General features: G+C 72.7%; 16 protein-coding genes. 7 read left to right on the forward strand and 9 right to left on the reverse strand.

Annotated elements, in window-relative coordinates; genetic code table 11:
• Positions 1 to 100: 100 nt before the first annotated feature.
• From ABZ915_RS02905 to grpE, 3 genes are all read left to right on the forward strand, one after another.
• On the forward strand, positions 101 to 1,018 hold the full coding sequence (locus tag ABZ915_RS02905; RefSeq protein WP_361794708.1) for a UTP--glucose-1-phosphate uridylyltransferase: 918 nt from the start codon (positions 101 to 103) through the stop codon (positions 1,016 to 1,018).
• 120 nt (positions 1,019 to 1,138) lie between these two features.
• Positions 1,139 to 3,061 carry a molecular chaperone DnaK gene (gene dnaK / locus ABZ915_RS02910; protein WP_361794711.1) on the forward strand — a complete coding sequence of 641 codons (1,923 nt, stop codon included), beginning with the start codon at positions 1,139 to 1,141 and terminating at the stop codon, positions 3,059 to 3,061.
• A 1-nt stretch (position 3,062) separates the two neighbouring features.
• On the forward strand, positions 3,063 to 3,572 hold the full coding sequence (grpE, locus tag ABZ915_RS02915; RefSeq protein ID WP_361794714.1) for a nucleotide exchange factor GrpE: 510 nt from the start codon (positions 3,063 to 3,065) through the stop codon (positions 3,570 to 3,572).
• On the opposite strand, the gene ABZ915_RS02920 is transcribed toward grpE, so the two are convergent.
• Positions 3,559 to 4,287, reverse strand: a complete 729-nt coding sequence (locus ABZ915_RS02920; protein ID WP_361794717.1) for a TIGR03943 family protein — start codon at positions 4,285 to 4,287, stop codon at positions 3,559 to 3,561. The two genes, grpE and ABZ915_RS02920, sit on opposite strands and share 14 nt — an antisense overlap.
• The gene (locus ABZ915_RS02925) at positions 4,284 to 5,315 is read right to left on the reverse strand and encodes a permease (protein WP_361794720.1); all 1,032 of its coding nucleotides are present in this window, start codon (positions 5,313 to 5,315) and stop codon (positions 4,284 to 4,286) included. The genes ABZ915_RS02920 and ABZ915_RS02925 overlap by 4 nt, the downstream gene beginning before the upstream one ends.
• 107 nt (positions 5,316 to 5,422) lie before the next feature.
• Here ABZ915_RS02925 and ABZ915_RS02930 point away from each other — a divergent pair, with 107 nt between their 5' ends.
• Positions 5,423 to 7,783, forward strand: a complete 2,361-nt coding sequence (locus ABZ915_RS02930) for a helix-turn-helix domain-containing protein (protein ID WP_361794723.1) — start codon at positions 5,423 to 5,425, stop codon at positions 7,781 to 7,783.
• On the opposite strand, the gene ABZ915_RS02935 is transcribed toward ABZ915_RS02930, so the two are convergent.
• The 5 genes from ABZ915_RS02935 to ABZ915_RS02955 form a co-directional block, all read right to left on the reverse strand.
• Positions 7,671 to 8,669, reverse strand: a complete 999-nt coding sequence (locus tag ABZ915_RS02935; RefSeq protein WP_361794726.1) for a helix-turn-helix domain-containing protein — start codon at positions 8,667 to 8,669, stop codon at positions 7,671 to 7,673. The genes ABZ915_RS02930 and ABZ915_RS02935 overlap by 113 nt on opposite strands.
• An 80-nt stretch (positions 8,670 to 8,749) precedes the next feature.
• Positions 8,750 to 10,024, reverse strand: coding sequence for a hypothetical protein (locus ABZ915_RS02940; protein WP_361794729.1), 1,275 nt, complete (start codon positions 10,022 to 10,024; stop codon positions 8,750 to 8,752).
• Positions 10,021 to 11,220 (reverse strand): bifunctional glycosyltransferase family 2/GtrA family protein, encoded by a 1,200-nt coding sequence (locus ABZ915_RS02945; protein WP_361795774.1) that lies wholly within the window; start codon positions 11,218 to 11,220, stop codon positions 10,021 to 10,023. The genes ABZ915_RS02940 and ABZ915_RS02945 overlap by 4 nt, the downstream gene beginning before the upstream one ends.
• A 170-nt stretch (positions 11,221 to 11,390) precedes the next feature.
• Positions 11,391 to 11,900, reverse strand: coding sequence for a hypothetical protein (locus ABZ915_RS02950; protein ID WP_361794732.1), 510 nt, complete (start codon positions 11,898 to 11,900; stop codon positions 11,391 to 11,393).
• 9 nt (positions 11,901 to 11,909) lie between these two features.
• On the reverse strand, positions 11,910 to 12,416 hold the full coding sequence (locus ABZ915_RS02955) for a SigE family RNA polymerase sigma factor (RefSeq protein WP_361794735.1): 507 nt from the start codon (positions 12,414 to 12,416) through the stop codon (positions 11,910 to 11,912).
• Positions 12,417 to 12,625: 209 nt separating this feature from the next.
• On the opposite strand from ABZ915_RS02955, the gene ABZ915_RS02960 reads away from it, so the two are divergent.
• Together ABZ915_RS02960 and ABZ915_RS02965 are read left to right on the forward strand one after the other, a co-directional pair.
• Positions 12,626 to 12,973 (forward strand): DUF1330 domain-containing protein, encoded by a 348-nt coding sequence (locus tag ABZ915_RS02960; RefSeq protein ID WP_361794738.1) that lies wholly within the window; start codon positions 12,626 to 12,628, stop codon positions 12,971 to 12,973.
• Between the two features lie 200 nt (positions 12,974 to 13,173).
• Complete coding sequence (locus ABZ915_RS02965; RefSeq protein ID WP_361794741.1) at positions 13,174 to 14,727, forward strand: N,N-dimethylformamidase beta subunit family domain-containing protein; 1,554 nt, start codon at positions 13,174 to 13,176, stop codon at positions 14,725 to 14,727.
• A 29-nt stretch (positions 14,728 to 14,756) separates the two neighbouring features.
• Here ABZ915_RS02965 and ABZ915_RS02970 read toward each other — a convergent pair whose 3' ends face one another.
• Positions 14,757 to 15,728 (reverse strand): Lrp/AsnC family transcriptional regulator, encoded by a 972-nt coding sequence (locus ABZ915_RS02970; protein ID WP_361794744.1) that lies wholly within the window; start codon positions 15,726 to 15,728, stop codon positions 14,757 to 14,759.
• Between the two features lie 114 nt (positions 15,729 to 15,842).
• The gene (locus ABZ915_RS02975; RefSeq protein WP_361795777.1) at positions 15,843 to 17,384 is read right to left on the reverse strand and encodes an MFS transporter; all 1,542 of its coding nucleotides are present in this window, start codon (positions 17,382 to 17,384) and stop codon (positions 15,843 to 15,845) included.
• Between the two features lie 294 nt (positions 17,385 to 17,678).
• On the opposite strand from ABZ915_RS02975, the gene ABZ915_RS02980 reads away from it, so the two are divergent.
• Positions 17,679 to 18,116: a Fur family transcriptional regulator gene (locus tag ABZ915_RS02980; protein WP_361794748.1), complete on the forward strand. Its 438-nt coding sequence runs from the start codon at positions 17,679 to 17,681 to the stop codon at positions 18,114 to 18,116.
• Positions 18,117 to 18,121: the final 5 nt, after the last annotated feature.

The raw sequence follows: 18,121 nt of genomic DNA on the forward strand, positions 1-18,121 counted from the left end.
GCCGCGACCAGCGCCGCCCCGTGCGACGGTGACATGCGTTGATAGCGTCGACGTGTGCCGTGCCGCCCGGTGCGGTGGCCGTTCGAGCGAGAGAGACCCGATGTCCCCGACGATCCGCAGGGCCGTGATTCCCGCCGCCGGACTCGGCTCCCGGCTGCTGCCCCTGACCAAGGCGACCCCGAAGGAGATGCTGCCGGTCGGCGACAAGCCGGTCATCGAGCACACGGTGCGCGAGCTCGTGGACTCCGGCATCACCGACATCACCATCGTCGTCTCCGGCGGCAAGTCGCTGATCCAGGACCACTTCCGGCCCAACCCCGCGCTCGTCGACCAGCTGCGGGCCGACGGCAAGACGGCCTACGCGGACGCCGTGGAGGAGGTCACCGAGCTGGCCCACCGGGGCCACATCACCTACCTCGACCAGCACGGCCCGTACGGCAACGGCACTCCGGTGCTGAACGCCGCCCGCAACATCGGCGACGAACCCGTGCTGGTGCTCTGGCCGGACGACGTGTTCGTGGCCGAGGTGCCCCGGGCCCAGCAGCTGATCCGCGCCTACGAGCAGACCGGCTGCCCGGTGCTGGCCCTGATGCCGATGGACCCGGGCGACTCGCAGCGGTACGGCGTGCCCCTGGTCAAGGAGGACCTCGGCGACGGCACGCTGCGCATCACGGGCCTGGTCGAGAAGCCGAAGCCCGCCGACGCGCCCTCCTCGTACGCGGCCATCGGCGGCTACGTCATCACCCCCGGCATCATCGACGAGCTGCGCGAGCAGACCCGCCGCTGGTACGAGCACCGGACCGGCGAGGTCTATCTGACCGACGCCATCAACGCCTACGCCGCCACCCGGGCGGTGTACGGACAGGTCATCCAGGGCCGCTGGTACGACACCGGCAATCCGGCCGACTACCTGGTCGCCCAGATGGCCTTCGCCCTCGCCCACCCCCGCTACGCGCCCCTGCTGCGCGGCCTGGTCGGCGAACTCGACGGCGGAGCCGGGTCGGACCGGGGCGCGTAGGCGGGCGCGAAGTCCCAGCTCGCAGCGGGCGCCGGGGCGGCGGGAGAGCCGAAGCGGCGGGAGAATGGAGGCAGCGCACCCCTGCGCCAAGCGGCGAGCGGCTGGAGGAGGGCGACCCAGATGGCGCGTCCGGTCGGCATTGATCTCGGTACGACGAACTCGGTGGTCTCGGTCCTCGAGGGCGGCGAGCCCACCGTCATCACCAACACGGAAGGCGCGCGGACCACCCCGTCGGTCGTGGCCTTCGCCAAGAACGGCGAGGTGCTGGTCGGCGAGGTCGCCAAGCGGCAGGCCGTGACCAACGTGGAGCGCACCGCCCGCTCCGTGAAGCGGCACATGGGTGACCATGGCTGGCGGTTCCCGGAACCCGGGGACGGCGACGGCATCGACGGCATCGACGGCAAGCGGTACACCGCGCAGGAGATCTCCGCGCGCGTGCTCCAGAAGCTGAAGCGGGACGCGGAGTCGTATCTGGGTGAGGACGTCACCGACGCCGTGATCACCGTCCCCGCCTACTTCGACGACGCCCAGCGGCAGGCCACCAAGGAGGCGGGCGAGATCGCCGGGCTGAACGTCCTGCGGATCATCAACGAGCCGACGGCGGCGGCGCTGGCGTACGGGCTGGACAAGGAGAACGACCAGACGGTGCTCGTCTTCGACCTCGGCGGCGGCACCTTCGACGTCTCCCTGCTGGAGATGGGTGAGGGCGTCATCGAGGTGAAGGCCACCAACGGCGACACGCACCTCGGCGGCGACGACTGGGACCAGCGGATCGTCGACCACCTGGTCAAGCAGTTCAAGAACAACTACGGCGTGGACCTGAGCAAGGACAAGATGGCCGTGCAGCGGCTGCGGGAGGCCGCCGAGAAGGCCAAGATCGAGCTGTCCAGCTCCTCGGAGACCACCATCAACCTCCCGTACGTCACGGCGTCCGCCGAGGGCCCGCTGCACCTGGAGGAGAAGCTCACCCGCGCCCAGTTCCAGCAGCTGACGAGCGAGCTGCTGGAGCGCTGCAAGGGGCCGTTCCACAACGCGATCAAGGACGCCGGCATCAAGGTGTCCGGCATCGACCACGTCGTCATGGTGGGCGGCTCGACGCGTATGCCCGCCGTGACGGAGCTGGTGCGGGAGCTGACCGGCAAGGACCCGCACAAGGGCGTCAACCCGGACGAGGTCGTCGCCATCGGCGCGTCCCTCCAGGCCGGAGTGCTCAAGGGCGAGGTCAAGGACATCCTGCTGCTGGACGTCACCCCGCTGTCCCTGGGCATCGAGACCAAGGGCGGCATCATGACCAGGCTGATCGAGCGGAACACCACCATTCCGACCCGGCGTGCGGAGATCTTCACCACCGCCGAGGACAACCAGCCCTCGGTGACCGTGCAGGTGTACCAGGGCGAGCGGGAGATCGCCGCGTACAACAAGAAGCTCGGCATGTTCGAGCTGACCGGTCTGCCGCCCGCGCCACGCGGCGTACCGCAGATCGAGGTCGCCTTCGACATCGACGCCAACGGCATCATGCATGTCTCCGCGAAGGACCTCGGCACGGGCCGGGAACAGAAGATGACGGTCACCGGCGGCTCCGCGCTGCCGAGGGACGACATCGACCGCATGGTCCGCGAGGCGGAGCAGCACGCCGAGGAGGACCGCGGGCGGCGCGAGGCGGCCGAGACGCGCAACCAGGCCGAACAACTCGTCTACCAGACGGAGAAGCTCCTCAGGGAGGACGCGGACGGACCTGCCAAGGTGCCGGGCGAGGTGCGCGGCGAGGTCGAGGGCGCGCTCGCCGACCTGAAGGAGAAGCTCAAGGGCGAGGATTCGACGGCCATCCGGGAGTCCCTGGACCGGGCGGCCCAGGCCGCGCAGAAGATCGGCACCGCGATGTACGAGCAGGCGCGCGCCGAGCAGGCGGCGTCGGGCGCGGCATCCGGGGCCTCCGGGCAGTCCGGCTCCTCCGCGCCGTCCGGGGCGTCCGGAGCGGACGAGGACGTGGTGGACGCCGAGATCGTCGACGACCAGGGCGAGAAGGACGACAAGGCGGGCTGAGATGAACCGGAGCCGGCCGCGGAGCACGGCGGAACTCGAGCGCCTGCTCCAGGAGCGCACCGCCGATCTCCAGCGGGTCAAGGCCGAGTACGACAACTACCGCAAGCGGGTGCGGCGGGACCGCCTGGCCGTGCGGCAGATCGCGGCCGCCAACGTGCTCACCGGCCTGCTGCCGGTGCTGGACGCCGTCGACCGCGCCTTGGCGCACGAGCCGCCGACACCTGGGCTGAAGGACATCGCCGACACGCTGGAGAGTCAGGCCGGCGGCCTGGGGCTGGTGGCGTTCGGGGAGGTGGGCGACGAGTTCGACCCGACCCGCCACGAGGCCCTGGCCCACCACGTCCGCGCGGACGCCGACCGCCTGGTGTGCACGGCGGTGCTCCGCCCCGGCTACCGTCTCGGCGACCAGTTGCTGCGCCCCGCCCATGTGGAGGTGACGGGCCCGCCTCCGGCACGGGCGACGCGGTCGGACCCGCCGTTTCCGCCCCATCCGTACATCAGGAGGGCGTGAGCGGGAGGTCGTCCGTGTAGGCGTTGACCGGCTGGGGGACGCGCTGGACGCCGTGCACGTCGAGGGCCGCGGGCGCGGACCGGGTGCCGAGCGTTCCCCCGGGGTGCCAGGTGCCGGTGACGGCCACCCAGGTGTTGGCGGGCAGTGCGTCAGGCCCGTACATCCGTACCTTGACCGACTGCGAATCGGCCGCGCAGCAGGTGAAGATGATCCGGGTCAGATACCAGCCGCCGCCCTGCCCGGCCGGCGTGACGAAGCCGGTCATACGGACGCTGCGGCCCCTGATGCCCTGCTGCCGGTCCTGCCGCACCCGGGCGGTGAAGTCCGTGAGGGTCATGGGCAGCGGGGACGGGGTGTCCGGCAGCGGGTCGAACCGGTTCCCCGCCTGCACGGGCGTGTCGTTCGCCCGCGACGCGGTGTACGCGCCCAGGGCGGGCGGGGCGAAGAGGAGGAGGCTGAGGGCGGGCAGGAAGAGCAGCCAGGCGATCCGGGGGGCGGCGGAGTGGTCGTGGCCGTGCGTGTGCCCGTGGTCCCCGCCCTTCTCGCGGGCCGCCGCGCCGGCCAGTCCCGCGAGCAGGAGCAGCACACCCGAGGCGATCAGCGGGAGGCGCAGTCCCTCCTTGACGTAGCGCAGGTAGAGGTCGGTGAAGAGGGCGGCGTGCAGCACACCGAGGCCGGTCAGGACCAGCAGGAGTGCCTGCGCGGTGCGTTTCACAGCAGTGCGCCTCCGATCAGGACGCTCGCCGCCACGGCCACCACCGTCGTCGCCGCGCAGAAGCGGAGCGCGAAGGCCCGGCCGAAGGTGCCGATCTGAAGCGCGATCAGTTTCAGGTCGACCATCGGGCCGACCACCAGGAAGGCGAGCCGGGCGGTCGGTGAGAAGCCGCTCAGCGATGCCGCGACGAAGGCGTCGGCCTCCGAGCAGACGGCGAGCAGGACGGCGAGCGCGGCGAGGAAGAGCACCGACAGCCAGGGCGAGCCGGTGAAGGTGTCGAGGACGGAGCGCGGCACGGCGACGTTGAAGGTGGCCGCGGCCATGGCCCCGAGGACCAGATAGCCGCCCGCGTGCAGGAAGTCGTGCTGGAAGCCGAGGCGGAACTCCGTCCAGCGGCTGTGGCCAGGGTGATGGCCGGAGTGCCGGACCGCGGGCCGCAGCCATTCCTCGCGCCCCAGCCAGAGCCACAGCCAGCCCATCACGACGGCGGTGGCGAGCGAGGCGAGCAGCCGGGCCAGGACCATGGCGGGGTTGCCGGGGAAGGCGACCGCGGTGGCCGTCAGCACGATCGGGTTGATGGCGGGCGCCGACAGGAGGAAGGCGAAGGCGGCGGCCGGGGTGACGCCACGCCGGATCAGGCTGCCGGCGACCGGTACGGAGGCGCACTCGCAGCCCGGCAGGACGACGCCGGCGGCACCGGCCACCGGGACGGCGAGCGCGGGGCGTCCCGGCAGCACCTTGGTGAACAGGTCGGCCGGTACGAAGGCGTTGATGGCGCCGGAGAGGGCCGTACCCAGCAAGAGGAAGGGCAGGGCCTGGACGGTGATGGCCAGGCAGACCGTACGCCAGGCCGCCACGGCCGGAGGGTCGGGCCACCGGGTGTCCCACAGCACCAGGACCGTCGCGAGGCCCGCGACGGTCGCGAGGGCGACGGCGTACGGCCACGGGGTGGCACGGCGTGCGGGAACGCCGGGCGGCGGGGCCGCCATCCCGCCCCTCACATCAACCAGTTCATCCGTTTTTGCCATTTTTACTCCGGATGTCGGATGTTCTGCCGAAGATAAGCCCGCGCCACCGGCTTCGCCCGCCGCACACGCCGCGGCCCACGAATGGCCCCGGGCATACACTGGGCGCCGTGAGTGGGGAGCACGGGGGAACGCACGGCGGGGGGACACCGTTCGGCCGGATGCTGCGGGAGCTGCGGCTGAGCCGCCGGCTGACCATCGAGGAGCTCGCCGAGGCGTCGGGCGTCTCCGGGCGGGCCATCGGGGACATGGAGCGGGGCCGGAGTCTGCGGCCGCATCCCGGGACCGTCACCGCACTCGCCCAGGGCCTGCGGCTGGACGAGGCGGCCCGTGCCGAACTTCAGGCCGCCGTCCGCGCCACCCGTCCGGGGCCGAAGGCCGCCGCGCCCGTCAAGGCGGCGCAGTACACGCTGCCGAGAGGTGTCCCGGACTTCGTCGGCCGACAGTCGGAGCTGTCCGCCCTGCGCGCCCTCGCCCGGCGGGCGGCCGACGACGCCGGACCGGCTCAGCCGGGGCCGGCGGCGCCGCCGGTGGCGGTGGTGTCCGGGCCGCCCGGCAGCGGCAAGACCACGCTGGCGGCGCGGCTGGCCAAGGAGTCGGCGCCCTCGTTTCCGGATGGAACGTTCCTGCTGGACATGCGGGGCCTCGACGCACAGCCGCTCCCGGCGGAGCAGGCCGTGCCGCGTCTGCTGGCCGCGTGGGGCGTGGGCGACGGCGAGTTGGCACAGCTCGGCGCCGAGGAGCGGCTGGCGCGCTACTACGCGATCACGGCCGGGCTGCGCGCGGTGCTGGTCCTGGACAATGCCGGGAGCGAGGCCCAGATCAGGCCGCTGCTGCCGCGCGAGGGGCAGCTGCTCGTCGTGGTGACCAGTCGCCGCACGCTCGCCGGTCTGGAGGGAGTACGGCGCCTGGAGCTCGGCGCGCTGGACCCGCGGGAGTCCGCCGCCCTGCTGCGCGCGGTCGTGGGCGCCGACCGCGTCGACGCCGAGCCGGCCGCCGCGCACCTGGTCACCGAGTTGTGCGGGCACCTCCCCCTGGCCCTGCGGGTGGCCGCCAACTGGGCCGCCACCCGCACCAACTGGAGCCTGCGACGGCTCGCCGACCGGCTGGCCGACGAGGACCGCAGACTGGACGCGCTCAGCGCCGGTGATCTGCGGGTCAACTCCGCCTTCGCGCTGTCCTATTCACGCCTCGCGCCCGAGGCCGCCCGGATGTTCCGGCTGCTGTCGCTGGTCCCGGGAGGGGATTTCGGCGTGCCGTCGGCGGCCGCGCTCACGGCGGCGCCGCCGGCCGCCGCCGAGGACCTCCTGGAGGAACTGCTGGAGGCGGGACTGCTGATGACCTCCCGTGACGACCGCTACCGCTTCCACGACCTGCTGCGCCTGTACGCCGGGGCCCGCCACCGCGCCGAGGACGGGGAGGCGGAGTCCGCGGCCGCGCGCGCCCGTCTGCGTGCCTGGCTGCTGGACACCGCCGTCCTCGCCGGCCGCTGGTACGAGCCCGGTTACGGTGCTCCGCCGCCGGATCCCGGCCGCCTGGTCGCCCTGGACGACCGTGACCAGGCGCTGCGCTGGATCAAGTCCGAGAGCGACAACTGGCTCGCGGCGTTCCGGGAGGCCGCCGGTACCGGTGAGCACGCCGTGGTCGCCGAGGTCGCCGAGGCCATGCACTGGTTCTCGGAGCACTGGGTGTCCTGGGGCCAGTGGACGGAGATCTACGCACGCGCCGCCGAGGCCGGAGCGGCACTGGGGGACGCCGCGCTGGAGGCCACCCACCGCAACTACCTCGCCTGGGCCTACTGGGCCTGTGAACGCCGCCATGCCGAAGCGGTCACGGAGGCCACGCGCGCGCTCGGCCTCGCCAGGGGCTGCGGAGACATCGGCCAGCAGGCGGAGGCGCACGCCTACCTCGGCTGGCTGCAGAACGCCGTCGGTGACCTCTCGTCCGCCGCCGACAACTGCCACCGCGCCCAGGAACTGTTCGGCCGGGCCGACAACATCAACGGATACCTCCAGGCCGCCAATCTGAGCATCACGCTCCTGCAGAAGACCGGGCGCGCACCGGAAGCCGTCGCGGCCTACCGGAAGGTCATGGACGTCCTCGCCGATCCCCGTAACCGCGAGTGCGTGCCACCCAACGTACGGCACATCACCGAACTGATCGCCAGGTACCACCTGTCGTACGTGCACATCGACCAGGCGCACTGGCGGGATGCCCTCGAGGTACTGCGCTCCATCCGCGGGCAGTTCGACACCCTCGGCTACCACCGGCAGGCAGGCCGGGTCCATCTCCACCTGGCCCGCGTGCTCGCCCACCTCGGCGAGGACGCCGAGGCCGCCGCCGAGTACCGCACCGTGCTCACGATGGAGGACCGCCTCCCGGGCGACATCCTGGAAGAGGCCCGTGCGGGCCTGGGCTCGCTTGCCATTCGCGCGGGCTCATCCCGTACGCCGCACGGAACGCCCGGCTGAAGTGGCTGGGGCTGACGAAGCCCCAGCGCCGGGCGATGCCCGCCACGCCGATCTCCTGGGCCGTGGGCCTCAGCAGGTCGCGGCGGCAGCGCTCCAGACGCTGCGTCCGGATCCAGGCCCCCACCGTGGCCCCGTCCTGCTCGAACAGCTGGTGCAGCCGGCGGACCGACATGAAGTGCGCCGCGGCGATCGTGGCGGGCGACAGACCGGGGTCGGCGAGGTGGCGCGTGATGTGGTCCTTCACCCGCACGAGGGTGGCCGCGGCGGTCTCCGGGGCTCGGGAGCCGGTCCGGCCGCGGCGCTCGTCGATCAGCAGGGTCAGCAGGTCCAGCCCGGTGGCGGCGACACGGCGGCGGACGGCGTCGTCGAAGCTCGCCGCCTCGCGCGCCATGCGGGTGAAGTAGGTGACCAGCAGTGCGGCACTCCCCGTGTCACCGGTGAAGGCGGTCGCCGTCAGCGCGCGCAGGTCCTCTTCCCCGACCTGGAGTTCCCGCCGGGGAAAGTGGAAGGCGATGAAGGAGAACTCGCCCTCGAGCCTCTTGCGGAACGGGCGGGAGGAGTCGGAGAGGGAGAAGTCACCGGGATGCAGCAGGGACTCCCGCCCGTCCTGCTCCTTCAGTGCGGTGCCCCGCTGCTGGATGCTGAGGGTGAGGTACTCGCGGCCGTCCCGGGCGATGTGCCGCTTGCTGCGCGTCACCGCCTGCGGGCCCGCCCGCACATGGGCGACCCGCACGGCACCGAGCCGTTCGCTGACGATCGTGCCGGGCGACGGCTCCTTCTCCAGGAGGGCCACGTCGAGCGGCACGAAGGTGCGGGAGACGACGTCGTGCCAGCACTCCTCCCGCTCGGAGGTGGCCAGCGGCGCCGTGGACAACGTCTTGGACACGGGACCATGTCATCACCGCGGTGCCGGACGGTCCAGGAAGAATCGGAGGAAGAATCGCGCGGCCCGGACGCCGGGGCGGGTCACGGGACTCCCGCCTCGAAGAGCACGTACCCCGCGTACGAGCCCGAGGCCACCGCGGCGATGCCGAGCACCGTGCACAGCAGGGGCAGCCGCAGCCGGCGCAGTGCGAGTGCGACGGGGATGAAGAGCGGGAAGGCGGGGAGCAGGTAGCGGGAGACGTTGCCGAAGATCTGCTGGCTGCCCAGGACCAGGGCGAAGGTGAGGAGCGTGTAGACGGTCAGGACGGCCGGCGGGCGCAGCTGGATCAGCAGCGGGATCAGGATCAGCCCCAGCAGCACGACGCCCACGCCGATGGTGTCCTCGAAGGGGAACGCGAAGAGGTAGTCGAAGTGGCCCACCGCGACGGAGGTGAAGACGTCGAGGGTCTGCTTCCCGTAGTCGAAGGTGTGCGCCCAGGCTCCCTTCTGGAGGGCGAAGTAGCCGCCGTAGTCGCCCATCCGGTGGCCGACCCACAGCAGGTAGCCGACGAGCCCGAGCGGGGCGATCAGCACCGCGGTCAGCGGCCGCGCGACACCGTCCTCGCGCCGTCGCAGGGAGAGCAGCGCGGCCACGGCGAGGCCCGCGACGAGCGCGCCGGCGGTGGGGCGGTTGAGGCCGGCGAGGAAGGTGAGGATGCCGGCGGTGAGCCATCGGCGGGTCATGACGGCGTGGCAGGCCCAGACGGCGAGCGCGACGTAGAGGGACTCCGAGTAGCCCGACCACTCAAGGCCGGAGCCCGGCCACACCGCCCACAGTCCGGCCGCGGCCAGCCCGGCCCGTCTGCCGCCGAAGCGGTCGGCGACCGCGTAGATGCCGAGGGCGGCCACGAACGAGGCGACGACGGAGACCAGCATGCCGGAGCCGTACAGGCCGAGACCGGTGCAGTCGGAGACCACCTTCATCGCCGCGGGGTAGAGCGGGAAGAACGCCGCCGAGTTGCCTTCGAGGGTGATCAGCCCGGTCGCGCCGGGAACATGGACGAGGGCGGGGTGGTAGCCGTGGGCGGCGATCTGCTGGTACCACCAGCCGTCCCAGCTGGCCAGGACGTCCCAGGCATGGGCACCGCCGCCGAAGCGCGGGTACTTCTTACGGAAGTCCCCGGAGGAGTCCAGCAGATACATGAAGACCAGGAAGCCGATGAGCTTCAGCACGCCGTAGAGCGCGAGCACGGGGCCGTGGTGACGGACCGTACGGCGCAGTTGTGAGCCGGGGTACCGGTCGAACTCGTCGGCGCGGGCGGGGGTTTCGGGTGCGTCGGTGCCGGGTCCGGTCACCGGCACGATGGTGTGGTTCATGCGGCCGTGCCTCCCGTGCCACGGCGACGGGCGGGGAACACCCAGGCCCGGAAGAGCAGGAACCGCAGGAGGGTCGCGGCCAGGTTGGCGGCGACGAGCACGGCCACCTCCGTACGGCGCCCGGCAGCGGGCGCCACCTGGTGGAGCACGGCGAGCGCGCCGCTGGTGAGCGCCAGGCCGATCGCGAAGACCAGGAGGCCCTTGGCCTGGTGGCGCATCGCACCGCCGCGACCGCGCAGCCCGAAGGTGAGCCGCCGGTTGGCGGCCGTGTTGGCGACCGCGCAGATCAGCAGCGCCAGCGCGTTGGCGGCCTGCGGCCCCGTCGCGGGACGCGACAGGGCGTACAGGAGCACGTATCCGACGGTGCTCACGGCTCCCACCGCGGCGAACCGCAGCAGTTGGCCGGCCAGGCCGGGGCCGCCCGGCGGGTCGCCCTCGGTGTTCCGGCGCAGTCCGGCCATCGGAAGGGTGCCGCGGGCCAGCGCCCGGCCGATCCTGGCGATGCCGCGCAGGTCGGCCAGGGCCGTGGACAGGATGTCGACCCGGCTGTCCGGATCGTCCACCCAGTCGACCGGCACCTCGTGTATGCGCAGCCCCGCCCGTTCGGCGATCACCAGCAGTTCGGTGTCGAAGAACCAGTCCGAGTCCTTCACCAGGGGCAGCAGCCGCTCGGCGACATCGCGCCGCACCGCCTTGAATCCGCACTGCGCGTCGGAGAACCCGACGGCGAGCGTGGACCGCAACAGGGCGTTGTAGCAGCGGGAGATGACCTCCCGCTTGGGGCCGCGCACCACCCGTGAACCGCGTGCCAGGCGCGTGCCGATGGCGATGTCGGAGTGCCCGGAGATCAGCGGGGCTACCAGGGGAAGCAGTGCCGCCAGATCGGTCGACAGGTCCACGTCCAGGTAGGCGAGCACCGGCGCCGGCGAGGCGGACCACGCGGCCCGCAACGCCCGGCCGCGGCCCTTCTCGGCCAGTCGCAGCCACTGGGCCTCGGGGAGTTCTTCGGCCAGCCGGGCCGCGATCCTCGGGGTCTCGTCGGTGCTGGCGTTGTCCGCCACGGTGATCCGGAACGGGTACGGGAAGGTCTCACGCAGGTGCGCGTGGAGTCTGCGCACGCTCGGTTCCAGGTCCCGCTCCTCGTTGAACACCGGGACGACCACGTCCAGGACGGGCTCCCGCTGGTGTGCCGGCACCGGTGTGCGCAGCGGCAGTCGGTCCGGGGCGAGAGGGTCCGTCACGGCTGTCGGGCCTATGTGTGTCAAGACGTGTCCAGGTTCGGGCCTGCCGCAGAGTGCGCGAGGTGACGCGGCGACGCTGCGGTCAGGGTCACGGATGGGTGGTCGCGGGGACTTGGGGTTCTCCCCTATCCGGGATCCGCCGTGGCCGACGACACCGGCGGTCCGACGGTCGAGGCCGTGTGCGACGGTGTGGCCGGTGGGCTCGGCGTCCCCGATGTGGAGGGCACCGACGTGGTGGGCGCGGCCGGGGGCGGGGACGGCGTGTCCGAACTCCCCGTGGTGGAGGGCGCCTCGGGTGGTACGGAGGTTTCCTCGGCGGGCCCGGTCGGCAGCGCGGCGACGGTCCCGCTCGGGGAGTCCTCGGGCGACGGCGCCGGGCTCGGGGAGGCCGGGCTGATCGCGGGCCGCGGCAGGGGGGCCTGCGGTCTGTTCTCGACGCGGTCGTGGGGCAGCAGGAACAGGCCGATGCCGAGTCCGGCGACGGCCAGGACGGAGCCGACGGCCTTCTGTGCCAGGCGGGTACGCCGACGCGCGCGCACCCCGGACCGCAGGCGCAGCTGGTGTCCGGCCTCGAAGGGGGTGTGTTCCTGGGTGTCGCGCATCATGCGCGCGAGCTCCCGCTCGAAGTGATCCATCAACTCCCCTTAACCCACCGGCTCGATGACATCGGCCAGGATCCGGCGCAGCCGTGCCACGCCGCGCGACGTATGGGATCGAGCGGTGCCGAGCGGGCACCCCAGCACCTCCGCGACCTGTTTCTCCGGCAGGTCCTGGTAGTAGCGCAGCACCACCGCGGCCCGCTGCTTCGGCGGCAGTTGGGCGAGGGCGGCCTCCAGTCTCGAGCGCTCCGCCACGGAGGCGGACACGTCGTCCGCCTCCGCCCGGTCCGGCAGCTGCTCGACCGGGCGCTCCCCCCACCAGCGCCGCCGCGCCGAGCGGGCCGCCGCGCGCGCCAGGATCCTGCGTACGTACGCCTCCGGGGCCTCGTCCGCGATCCTGGGCCAGACGAACCAGAGCTTGACCAGCGCCTCCTGGAGCAGGTCCTCGGCCCGGTGCCGGTCGCCGCCCACGAGGAGCCGCGCGAGGTGGAACAACGCCGACCAACGGGCTGCCACGAACCCGTCGAACCCATCGGTCCGACCCTGCTCCATCCGCACTTCCCCCGCTTCGGCCATCCCCCTACGCCCTGTGAAAGACGTTGGCCCCCGCTGTGCGATGCACTCCAACCCTGTGATCCGGGTCACTTGACGGCTCGAGGTCAGGTGGAGCGGTCCGTCGCTTACCTGACGGGTCATCGCGTCCGCCGTGCCCGCGTGCCATGATCACCGGCGTACGGAGCCCGACCGAACGGAAGGACACCATGCCCGCCTACGTCATCGGCCACCTCAGGGACGCCACACCGCACCCGGAGATTCCCGAGTACATCGAGCGCATCACCGCCACCTTCGAGCCCTACGGCGGCCGCTTCCTCGTGCACGCCGCCCAGCACGAGGTGAAGGAGGGCAGCTGGCCCGGGCACGTCGTGGTGATCGGCTTCCCCGGCATGGCCGAGGCGCGGGCCTGGTGGGACTCACCCGAGTACCAGGAGATCGCACCACTGCGCCACCGGCACATCGAGGGCGACATCATCCTGGTCGAGGGCGTGCCCGAGGGCTACGACGCGGCCGGCACCGCGAAGGCGATGCGGGAGGGCATGTCCGCCGGGTAGCGACCCGGACGCGTCATGAACTCCTCGAAGTCGGCCACGAGTTGGCAGTGACCCGCATCACACGCGGATCCGGAACCCGGATGCGGGCATCGGCCCCGTAGGCGAGGCAGTGACCGGTGGCACGGGGACCGGACCGGTTGCGGGGCCACGGGGGTGCCCCGAGGCTGGGAGCGGCGGACCGGAGGGGGCGAGGAGGCGGTGTGGCTTCAGCACAGCACCCGGTGCACCCCGAGGGTTGCGGTGTCTCACGGCGCCGGTTCCTGTACCTGTGCGCGGGCGCCGGCCTGGGCGCGACGGCCTGCGAGCACTCGCACGCCGGCCGTCCGCCCGGCACGGGCGACGGCGGTCGTCTGCCGGAAGCCGAACGCGACGCCCCGGGATCGCCCGACTGGCGGATCACGTCCGTGGGCCCGCCGGAGGCGATCGCGGGCTACGCCGACCGGGTGAGCGTGACGCCCGGCGAGGAGTGCGGGCTGTTCGTGTCGACGACGGCGGCCTCGTTCCGGGTGTCGGCGTTCCGGGTGGGCTGGTACGGCGGTGCCCTGGCCCGGCGGGTGTGGTCCTCTCCCCCGGTGCGCGGCCGGGTCCAGCGGGCCCCGCGGACCGAGCCGGAGACCCGTACCGTCCGGGCGGGCTGGGGACGCAGCCTGACGCTGGACACCGCGGGCTGGCCGGAGGGCGCGTACCTGCTGCGGCTGGACGCGGACAGCGGTCATCAGCGCTACGTGCCCCTGATCGTGCGCTCGGCGCGGGGCGCGGGGCGCACGGTGCTCCTGCACGCCCCGGCGACCTGGCAGGCGTACAACCGGTGGGGCGGGGCGAGTCTCTACGCCGGCGCGTCGGGGGCGTACGCGACCAGGTCCCTCGCGGTCGGTTTCGACCGGCCCTACGACGCCGACGGCGCCGAGAAGTTCCGGGTGTACGAGTGGGCGGCGGTGGTGCTCGCGGAGCGGCTGCGCATACCGCTCGCCTACAGCACCGGCGTCGACGTCCACGACGACCCCTCGGTGCTGGCCGGCGCCGCGTGCGTGGTCTGCCTGGGGCACGACGAGTACTGGACGCCGGAGCAGCGCGCGCACGTCACGCGGGCCCGTGACACGGGCTCCAACATCGCGTTCCTCGGCGCGAACACGTGCTTCCGGCGGATCCGCCTGCGGCCCGGTCCGGATCCGGCCGGCCGCACGGTGGTGTGCTACAAGTCCGACTACCGCGCCGACCCGTGCTATCCCGCCCAGCCGGCCCTGGTGACCACCGACTTCCGTGCCGGGCCGGCACCGGACCCCGAATCGTCCCTGACGGGCGTGTTGTACGAGGGATACCCGGTGGACGCTCCCTACGTCGTCCACTCGGCCGGCCACTGGCTCCACGAGGGCACCGAAGTGCGCTCCGGCGACGCCTTCGCGCACCTGGTGGGCGTCGAGTACGACCGTGTCACGCCCGCCTCCCCCACCCCGCGCCTGCTCGAGATCACCGCCCACTCACCGCTCGTCAGCGCGGGCCGGCCCAGCCACAGCGACTCCGCGTACTACACCGTCCCCAGCGGCGCGGGCGTGTTCGCGACCGGCACCATGCGCTGGGTGGAGGCCCTGATGGCCGGCACCGGCGAACTCGGCCGCGACCACGGCATGGACGCCCGCACCCGCGCCTTCGTGACCCGCACGACGGAGAACCTCCTGCGCGCCTTCGCCGAGGGCTTGGCCGCCCGGCACCGGCCGCCGCCCCGCCCCAACACGAGCGAGATCTACACCACTTGAGCCCTGCTGGCGGTGACGTGTCGGCGGTGTCACCGGTCCAGGTAGGTGAGTTGCTTGACCTGACGAAGTGTCAGTGTCGTCTCCACGGACTGCACGCCGTGGAGGGCGCCGATCCTCTCGCTGAGATAGGTGTACAGGTCGCCGACGGCGGCGTGCAGCGTGGAGACCGCGATGTTGGCCGGGCCGGTGATGGCCGCGGCGAACCGCACCTCGGGGTGGGCCGCGAGCGCGCGGCCGACGTCGGCGAGCGCGGCCGGTGCCACGGTGAGCCAGAGCATCGCGTCGACCTCCAGGCCCAGCGGTTCGTGGTCGTGCTGAACGTCGAAGTACAGCAGGCCCGTCGCCCGCAGGTCCGCCAGGCGCCGTTTGACCACCGGCTCCGAAAGGCCTGTGGCGGCCTGGAGTTCGGTGAGGGAGGCGCGCCCGTCGCGACGGAGTACGTCGAGCAGCCGCTCGTCGTCCGCGTCGAGCGACACCGGTCCCGCCGCCGGCGCGGGCTCCGGCGGCCGGAGCGCGGCCTCCTCCGCCGGGGTGAGGGCGTTGATCTTCGTGAGCCAGCCGAGGGGTCCGCCGTAGAAGAGGTGCAGTACGCAGTGGGCGCTGACCGACGTGACGCGTGGTGTGCGCTGGAGGCGGTCGAGGAGCAACTCGTCGCGCTCCTGCCGGCTACGTGGCTTCATCGCGCACATCACCTCCGTACCGCCGGAGATCAGGCCCACGTACGCGGTGTCGGACCGCCTGGCGAGGGCACCGGCGAGCCGGTCGGCCACGTCCGGCGTACAGCACAGCCGCACGATCCAGGTGCTGCGCCCGAGCCGGCCGTCGTCGGTCAGGCCGAGCACGCGCAGCCGTGCCGTGTCGTGCAGGCGGCGCAGGCGCCGGGCGACCGTCTGGTCGGAGACGCCCAGTACCTGTGCGATCCGGCTGAACGGCGCCCGTCCGTCGAGCTGGAGCGCCTGGAGCAGTTTCAGGTCGAGCACGTCGGGTGCGCGGGAGTTCACCGGGTCGTCTCCTGGCCGGGGGTGCGTCGGGAGTGGGCGGGACCATCGTCCACGGCCCGGACGGCCGGGGCCCGGAACACCGGCGGCGCGGTGTCCCGGGAGCCCGGCCCGTCGTCACCGGCCGACGGGCTCCTGGGCGGTGCCGGCCGCCTGCCGGGGATGCGGCACGGGCGCCGCGGGCGGGGTCCGGTGCGGCCGGCGCAGCAGGACGGCGCCGAGTACGGCGGCGAGCAGCATGAGGGCCGCGGAGACGAGCAGGCAGAGGTGCAGGCCGTCGAGGAAGGCCTCGGAGAGGGCGCCCAGGGCCCGCCCCCGGGCCGCTCCCAGGTCCATCCGGGCGACGGCGCCGAGGCCGCCCGTGTCCACGGCGGCGGCGATGCGCCCGCCCGTCACGCCACCGATGCCGGCGTCGGCGAGGTGCCCCGGCAGGGTGTCGACGGCCTCGGTGGTCAGCAGGGTGCCCAGGACTGCCGGTCCCAGCGCCGCGCCGACCTGCCGGAAGGCGTTGTTGCCGGCCGCCGCCATACCGGCCAGGTGCTGCGGCACCGAGGCGACCGCGGTCGCCGTGATGGAGGTGAACGCCGAGCCGAGCCCGAGCCCGAGCAGGGCCAGCCGCCAGGCCAGCGAGCCGAACGAGGTGTGCGCGTCGATCGTGGTCAGGGTCAGCAGCGCACCCGAGGTGACGAGCAGGCCGCCGGTGATCAGGACGCGGGCCGGCACCCGGTGGGAGAGACGGCCGAACACCCCGCCGAGCAGGATGGGCATCAGCGTGACCATCAGCAACCGCAGCCCGGCCTGAAGCGTGCTGAGCTGCTGCACCATGCCGAAGTAGAGACTGAGCACGAAGAAGAAGCCGATCAGCCCGAGGAAGCTGATCAGAATGACCACGGTCGTCGCGGTGAAGGCGGGGCTGCGGAAGAGGGACAGGTCGAGCATGGGGCTGTCGCTGCGGCGCTCGGCCAGGACGAAGGCGGCCGCGCCGGCCGCCGCGACGGACAGCGCGAGCATCACCCGGGTGTCGGTGAACGACCCGGCGCCGCCTTCGATGACGCCGTACACCAGCGCGGTGATCGTCAGCGCGGCCGTGAGCTGGCCGGGCCAGTCCAGGCGACGGGAGCCGGGGGCGCGGGAGTCGGTCAGCAGCGGTACCGACAGCGCCAGCACGACGAGCGACACCGGGATGGGCAGCAGGAAGACCCAGCGCCAGGCGAAGTGGTCCAGGATCAGCCCCGCGATCAGCGGGCCGACCGCGAGCGCTCCCATCAGGGACGTCGCCCACAACCCGATGAACCTGCCGCGTTCCCTGGGGCCCGGCACCGCGTGACTGGTGAGCGCCAGCGTCATCGGCAGCAGCGCGGCCGAGCCCACGCCCGAGAGCGCCTGTCCCACCCATACGGTCCGCACGGACCCGGCGGACAGGGAGACGGCCGCCCCGAGGGCGCAGCAGGCCAGGCCCGCCTGGAACACCTTCTTGCGGCCGTGCACGTCGCCGAAGGCACCGGCGGTCAGGATCAGCGCGGCCACCGGCAGTACGAACGACGAGGACACCCAGGACAGCTGGGACGTCGACGCGTGCAGCGCCCGCTGGAGGGCCGGCAGGCTCACCGAGACCGTGGTCACCGGCAGATAGGCGACGAACACACCGACGCAGGCCATGACGAGTGTCGCCGCCCGCCGCTCCTGCGGCGCGCCGGTGGGGGTGACGGTCGGGACGTTCACGGAATCCTCTTCCTCGCGGCGGCGCCGGGCACCGCGCCCGGCTTCGACCGCGCCCACCTTCCGGTTTCCGCCCCTCGGGGGCCAGCCACGGGGGCCGCATCCCGGGAAATCCGACATCGAGGCACCGGTTCCCGGGGATTTCCTCCACCACCGGGATGATCACGACACACCCTAAACTTGAATGGTTCGTCTTACTTCACAGCTCGTGTTTAGCGAGGTAGGTTGGCCGCCATGACCGCATCCCGGACCCCGCCCCCCGCCGAGGAGCTGCGCGGTGCCGGCCTTCGCGTGACGGCCGCCCGCGTCGCGCTGCTCGAGACCGTCCGGGCCGGTGACCACCTCGACGTCGAAGCGATCGCCTCCGGGGTCCGCGATCGCGTAGGCCATATTTCCCTGCAAGCCGTCTACGAGGCTCTCCACGCGCTCACCGCGGCGCGTCTCATACGGCGGATCGAGCCGGCCGGCAGCCCGGCCCGCTTCGAGGGACGTGTCGGGGACAACCACCATCACGTCGTGTGCCGGTCGTGCGGTGCCGTCGCCGACGTCGACTGCGCGGTCGGCGACGCCCCCTGCCTGCACGCCTCCGACGACCACGGCTTCTCGATCGACGAGGCCGAGGTCACCTACTGGGGCCTGTGCCCCGAGTGTTCCACCGCCCTCAGTTCCTGAGCATT

Source organism: Streptomyces sp. NPDC046915, from assembly GCF_040644935.1.
Classification (GTDB): domain Bacteria; phylum Actinomycetota; class Actinomycetes; order Streptomycetales; family Streptomycetaceae; genus Streptomyces.

Bases quoted from the DNA above. Each gene is read 5' to 3' on its own strand.
- ABZ915_RS02905 (WP_361794708.1), top strand. From the start codon at position 101: ATGTCCCCGACGATCCGCAGGGCCGTGATTCCCGCCGCCGGACTCGGC.
- dnaK (WP_361794711.1), top strand. From the start codon at position 1,139: ATGGCGCGTCCGGTCGGCATTGATCTCGGTACGACGAACTCGGTGGTC.
- grpE (WP_361794714.1), top strand. From the start codon at position 3,063: ATGAACCGGAGCCGGCCGCGGAGCACGGCGGAACTCGAGCGCCTGCTC.
- ABZ915_RS02925 (WP_361794720.1), bottom strand. From the start codon at position 5,315: ATGGCAAAAACGGATGAACTGGTTGATGTGAGGGGCGGGATGGCGGCC.
- ABZ915_RS02940 (WP_361794729.1), bottom strand. From the start codon at position 10,024: ATGAACCACACCATCGTGCCGGTGACCGGACCCGGCACCGACGCACCC.
- ABZ915_RS02950 (WP_361794732.1), bottom strand. From the start codon at position 11,900: ATGGATCACTTCGAGCGGGAGCTCGCGCGCATGATGCGCGACACCCAG.
- ABZ915_RS02955 (WP_361794735.1), bottom strand. From the start codon at position 12,416: ATGGAGCAGGGTCGGACCGATGGGTTCGACGGGTTCGTGGCAGCCCGT.
- ABZ915_RS02960 (WP_361794738.1), top strand. From the start codon at position 12,626: ATGCCCGCCTACGTCATCGGCCACCTCAGGGACGCCACACCGCACCCG.
- ABZ915_RS02975 (WP_361795777.1), bottom strand. From the start codon at position 17,384: ATGGCCTGCGTCGGTGTGTTCGTCGCCTATCTGCCGGTGACCACGGTC.
- ABZ915_RS02980 (WP_361794748.1), top strand. From the start codon at position 17,679: ATGACCGCATCCCGGACCCCGCCCCCCGCCGAGGAGCTGCGCGGTGCC.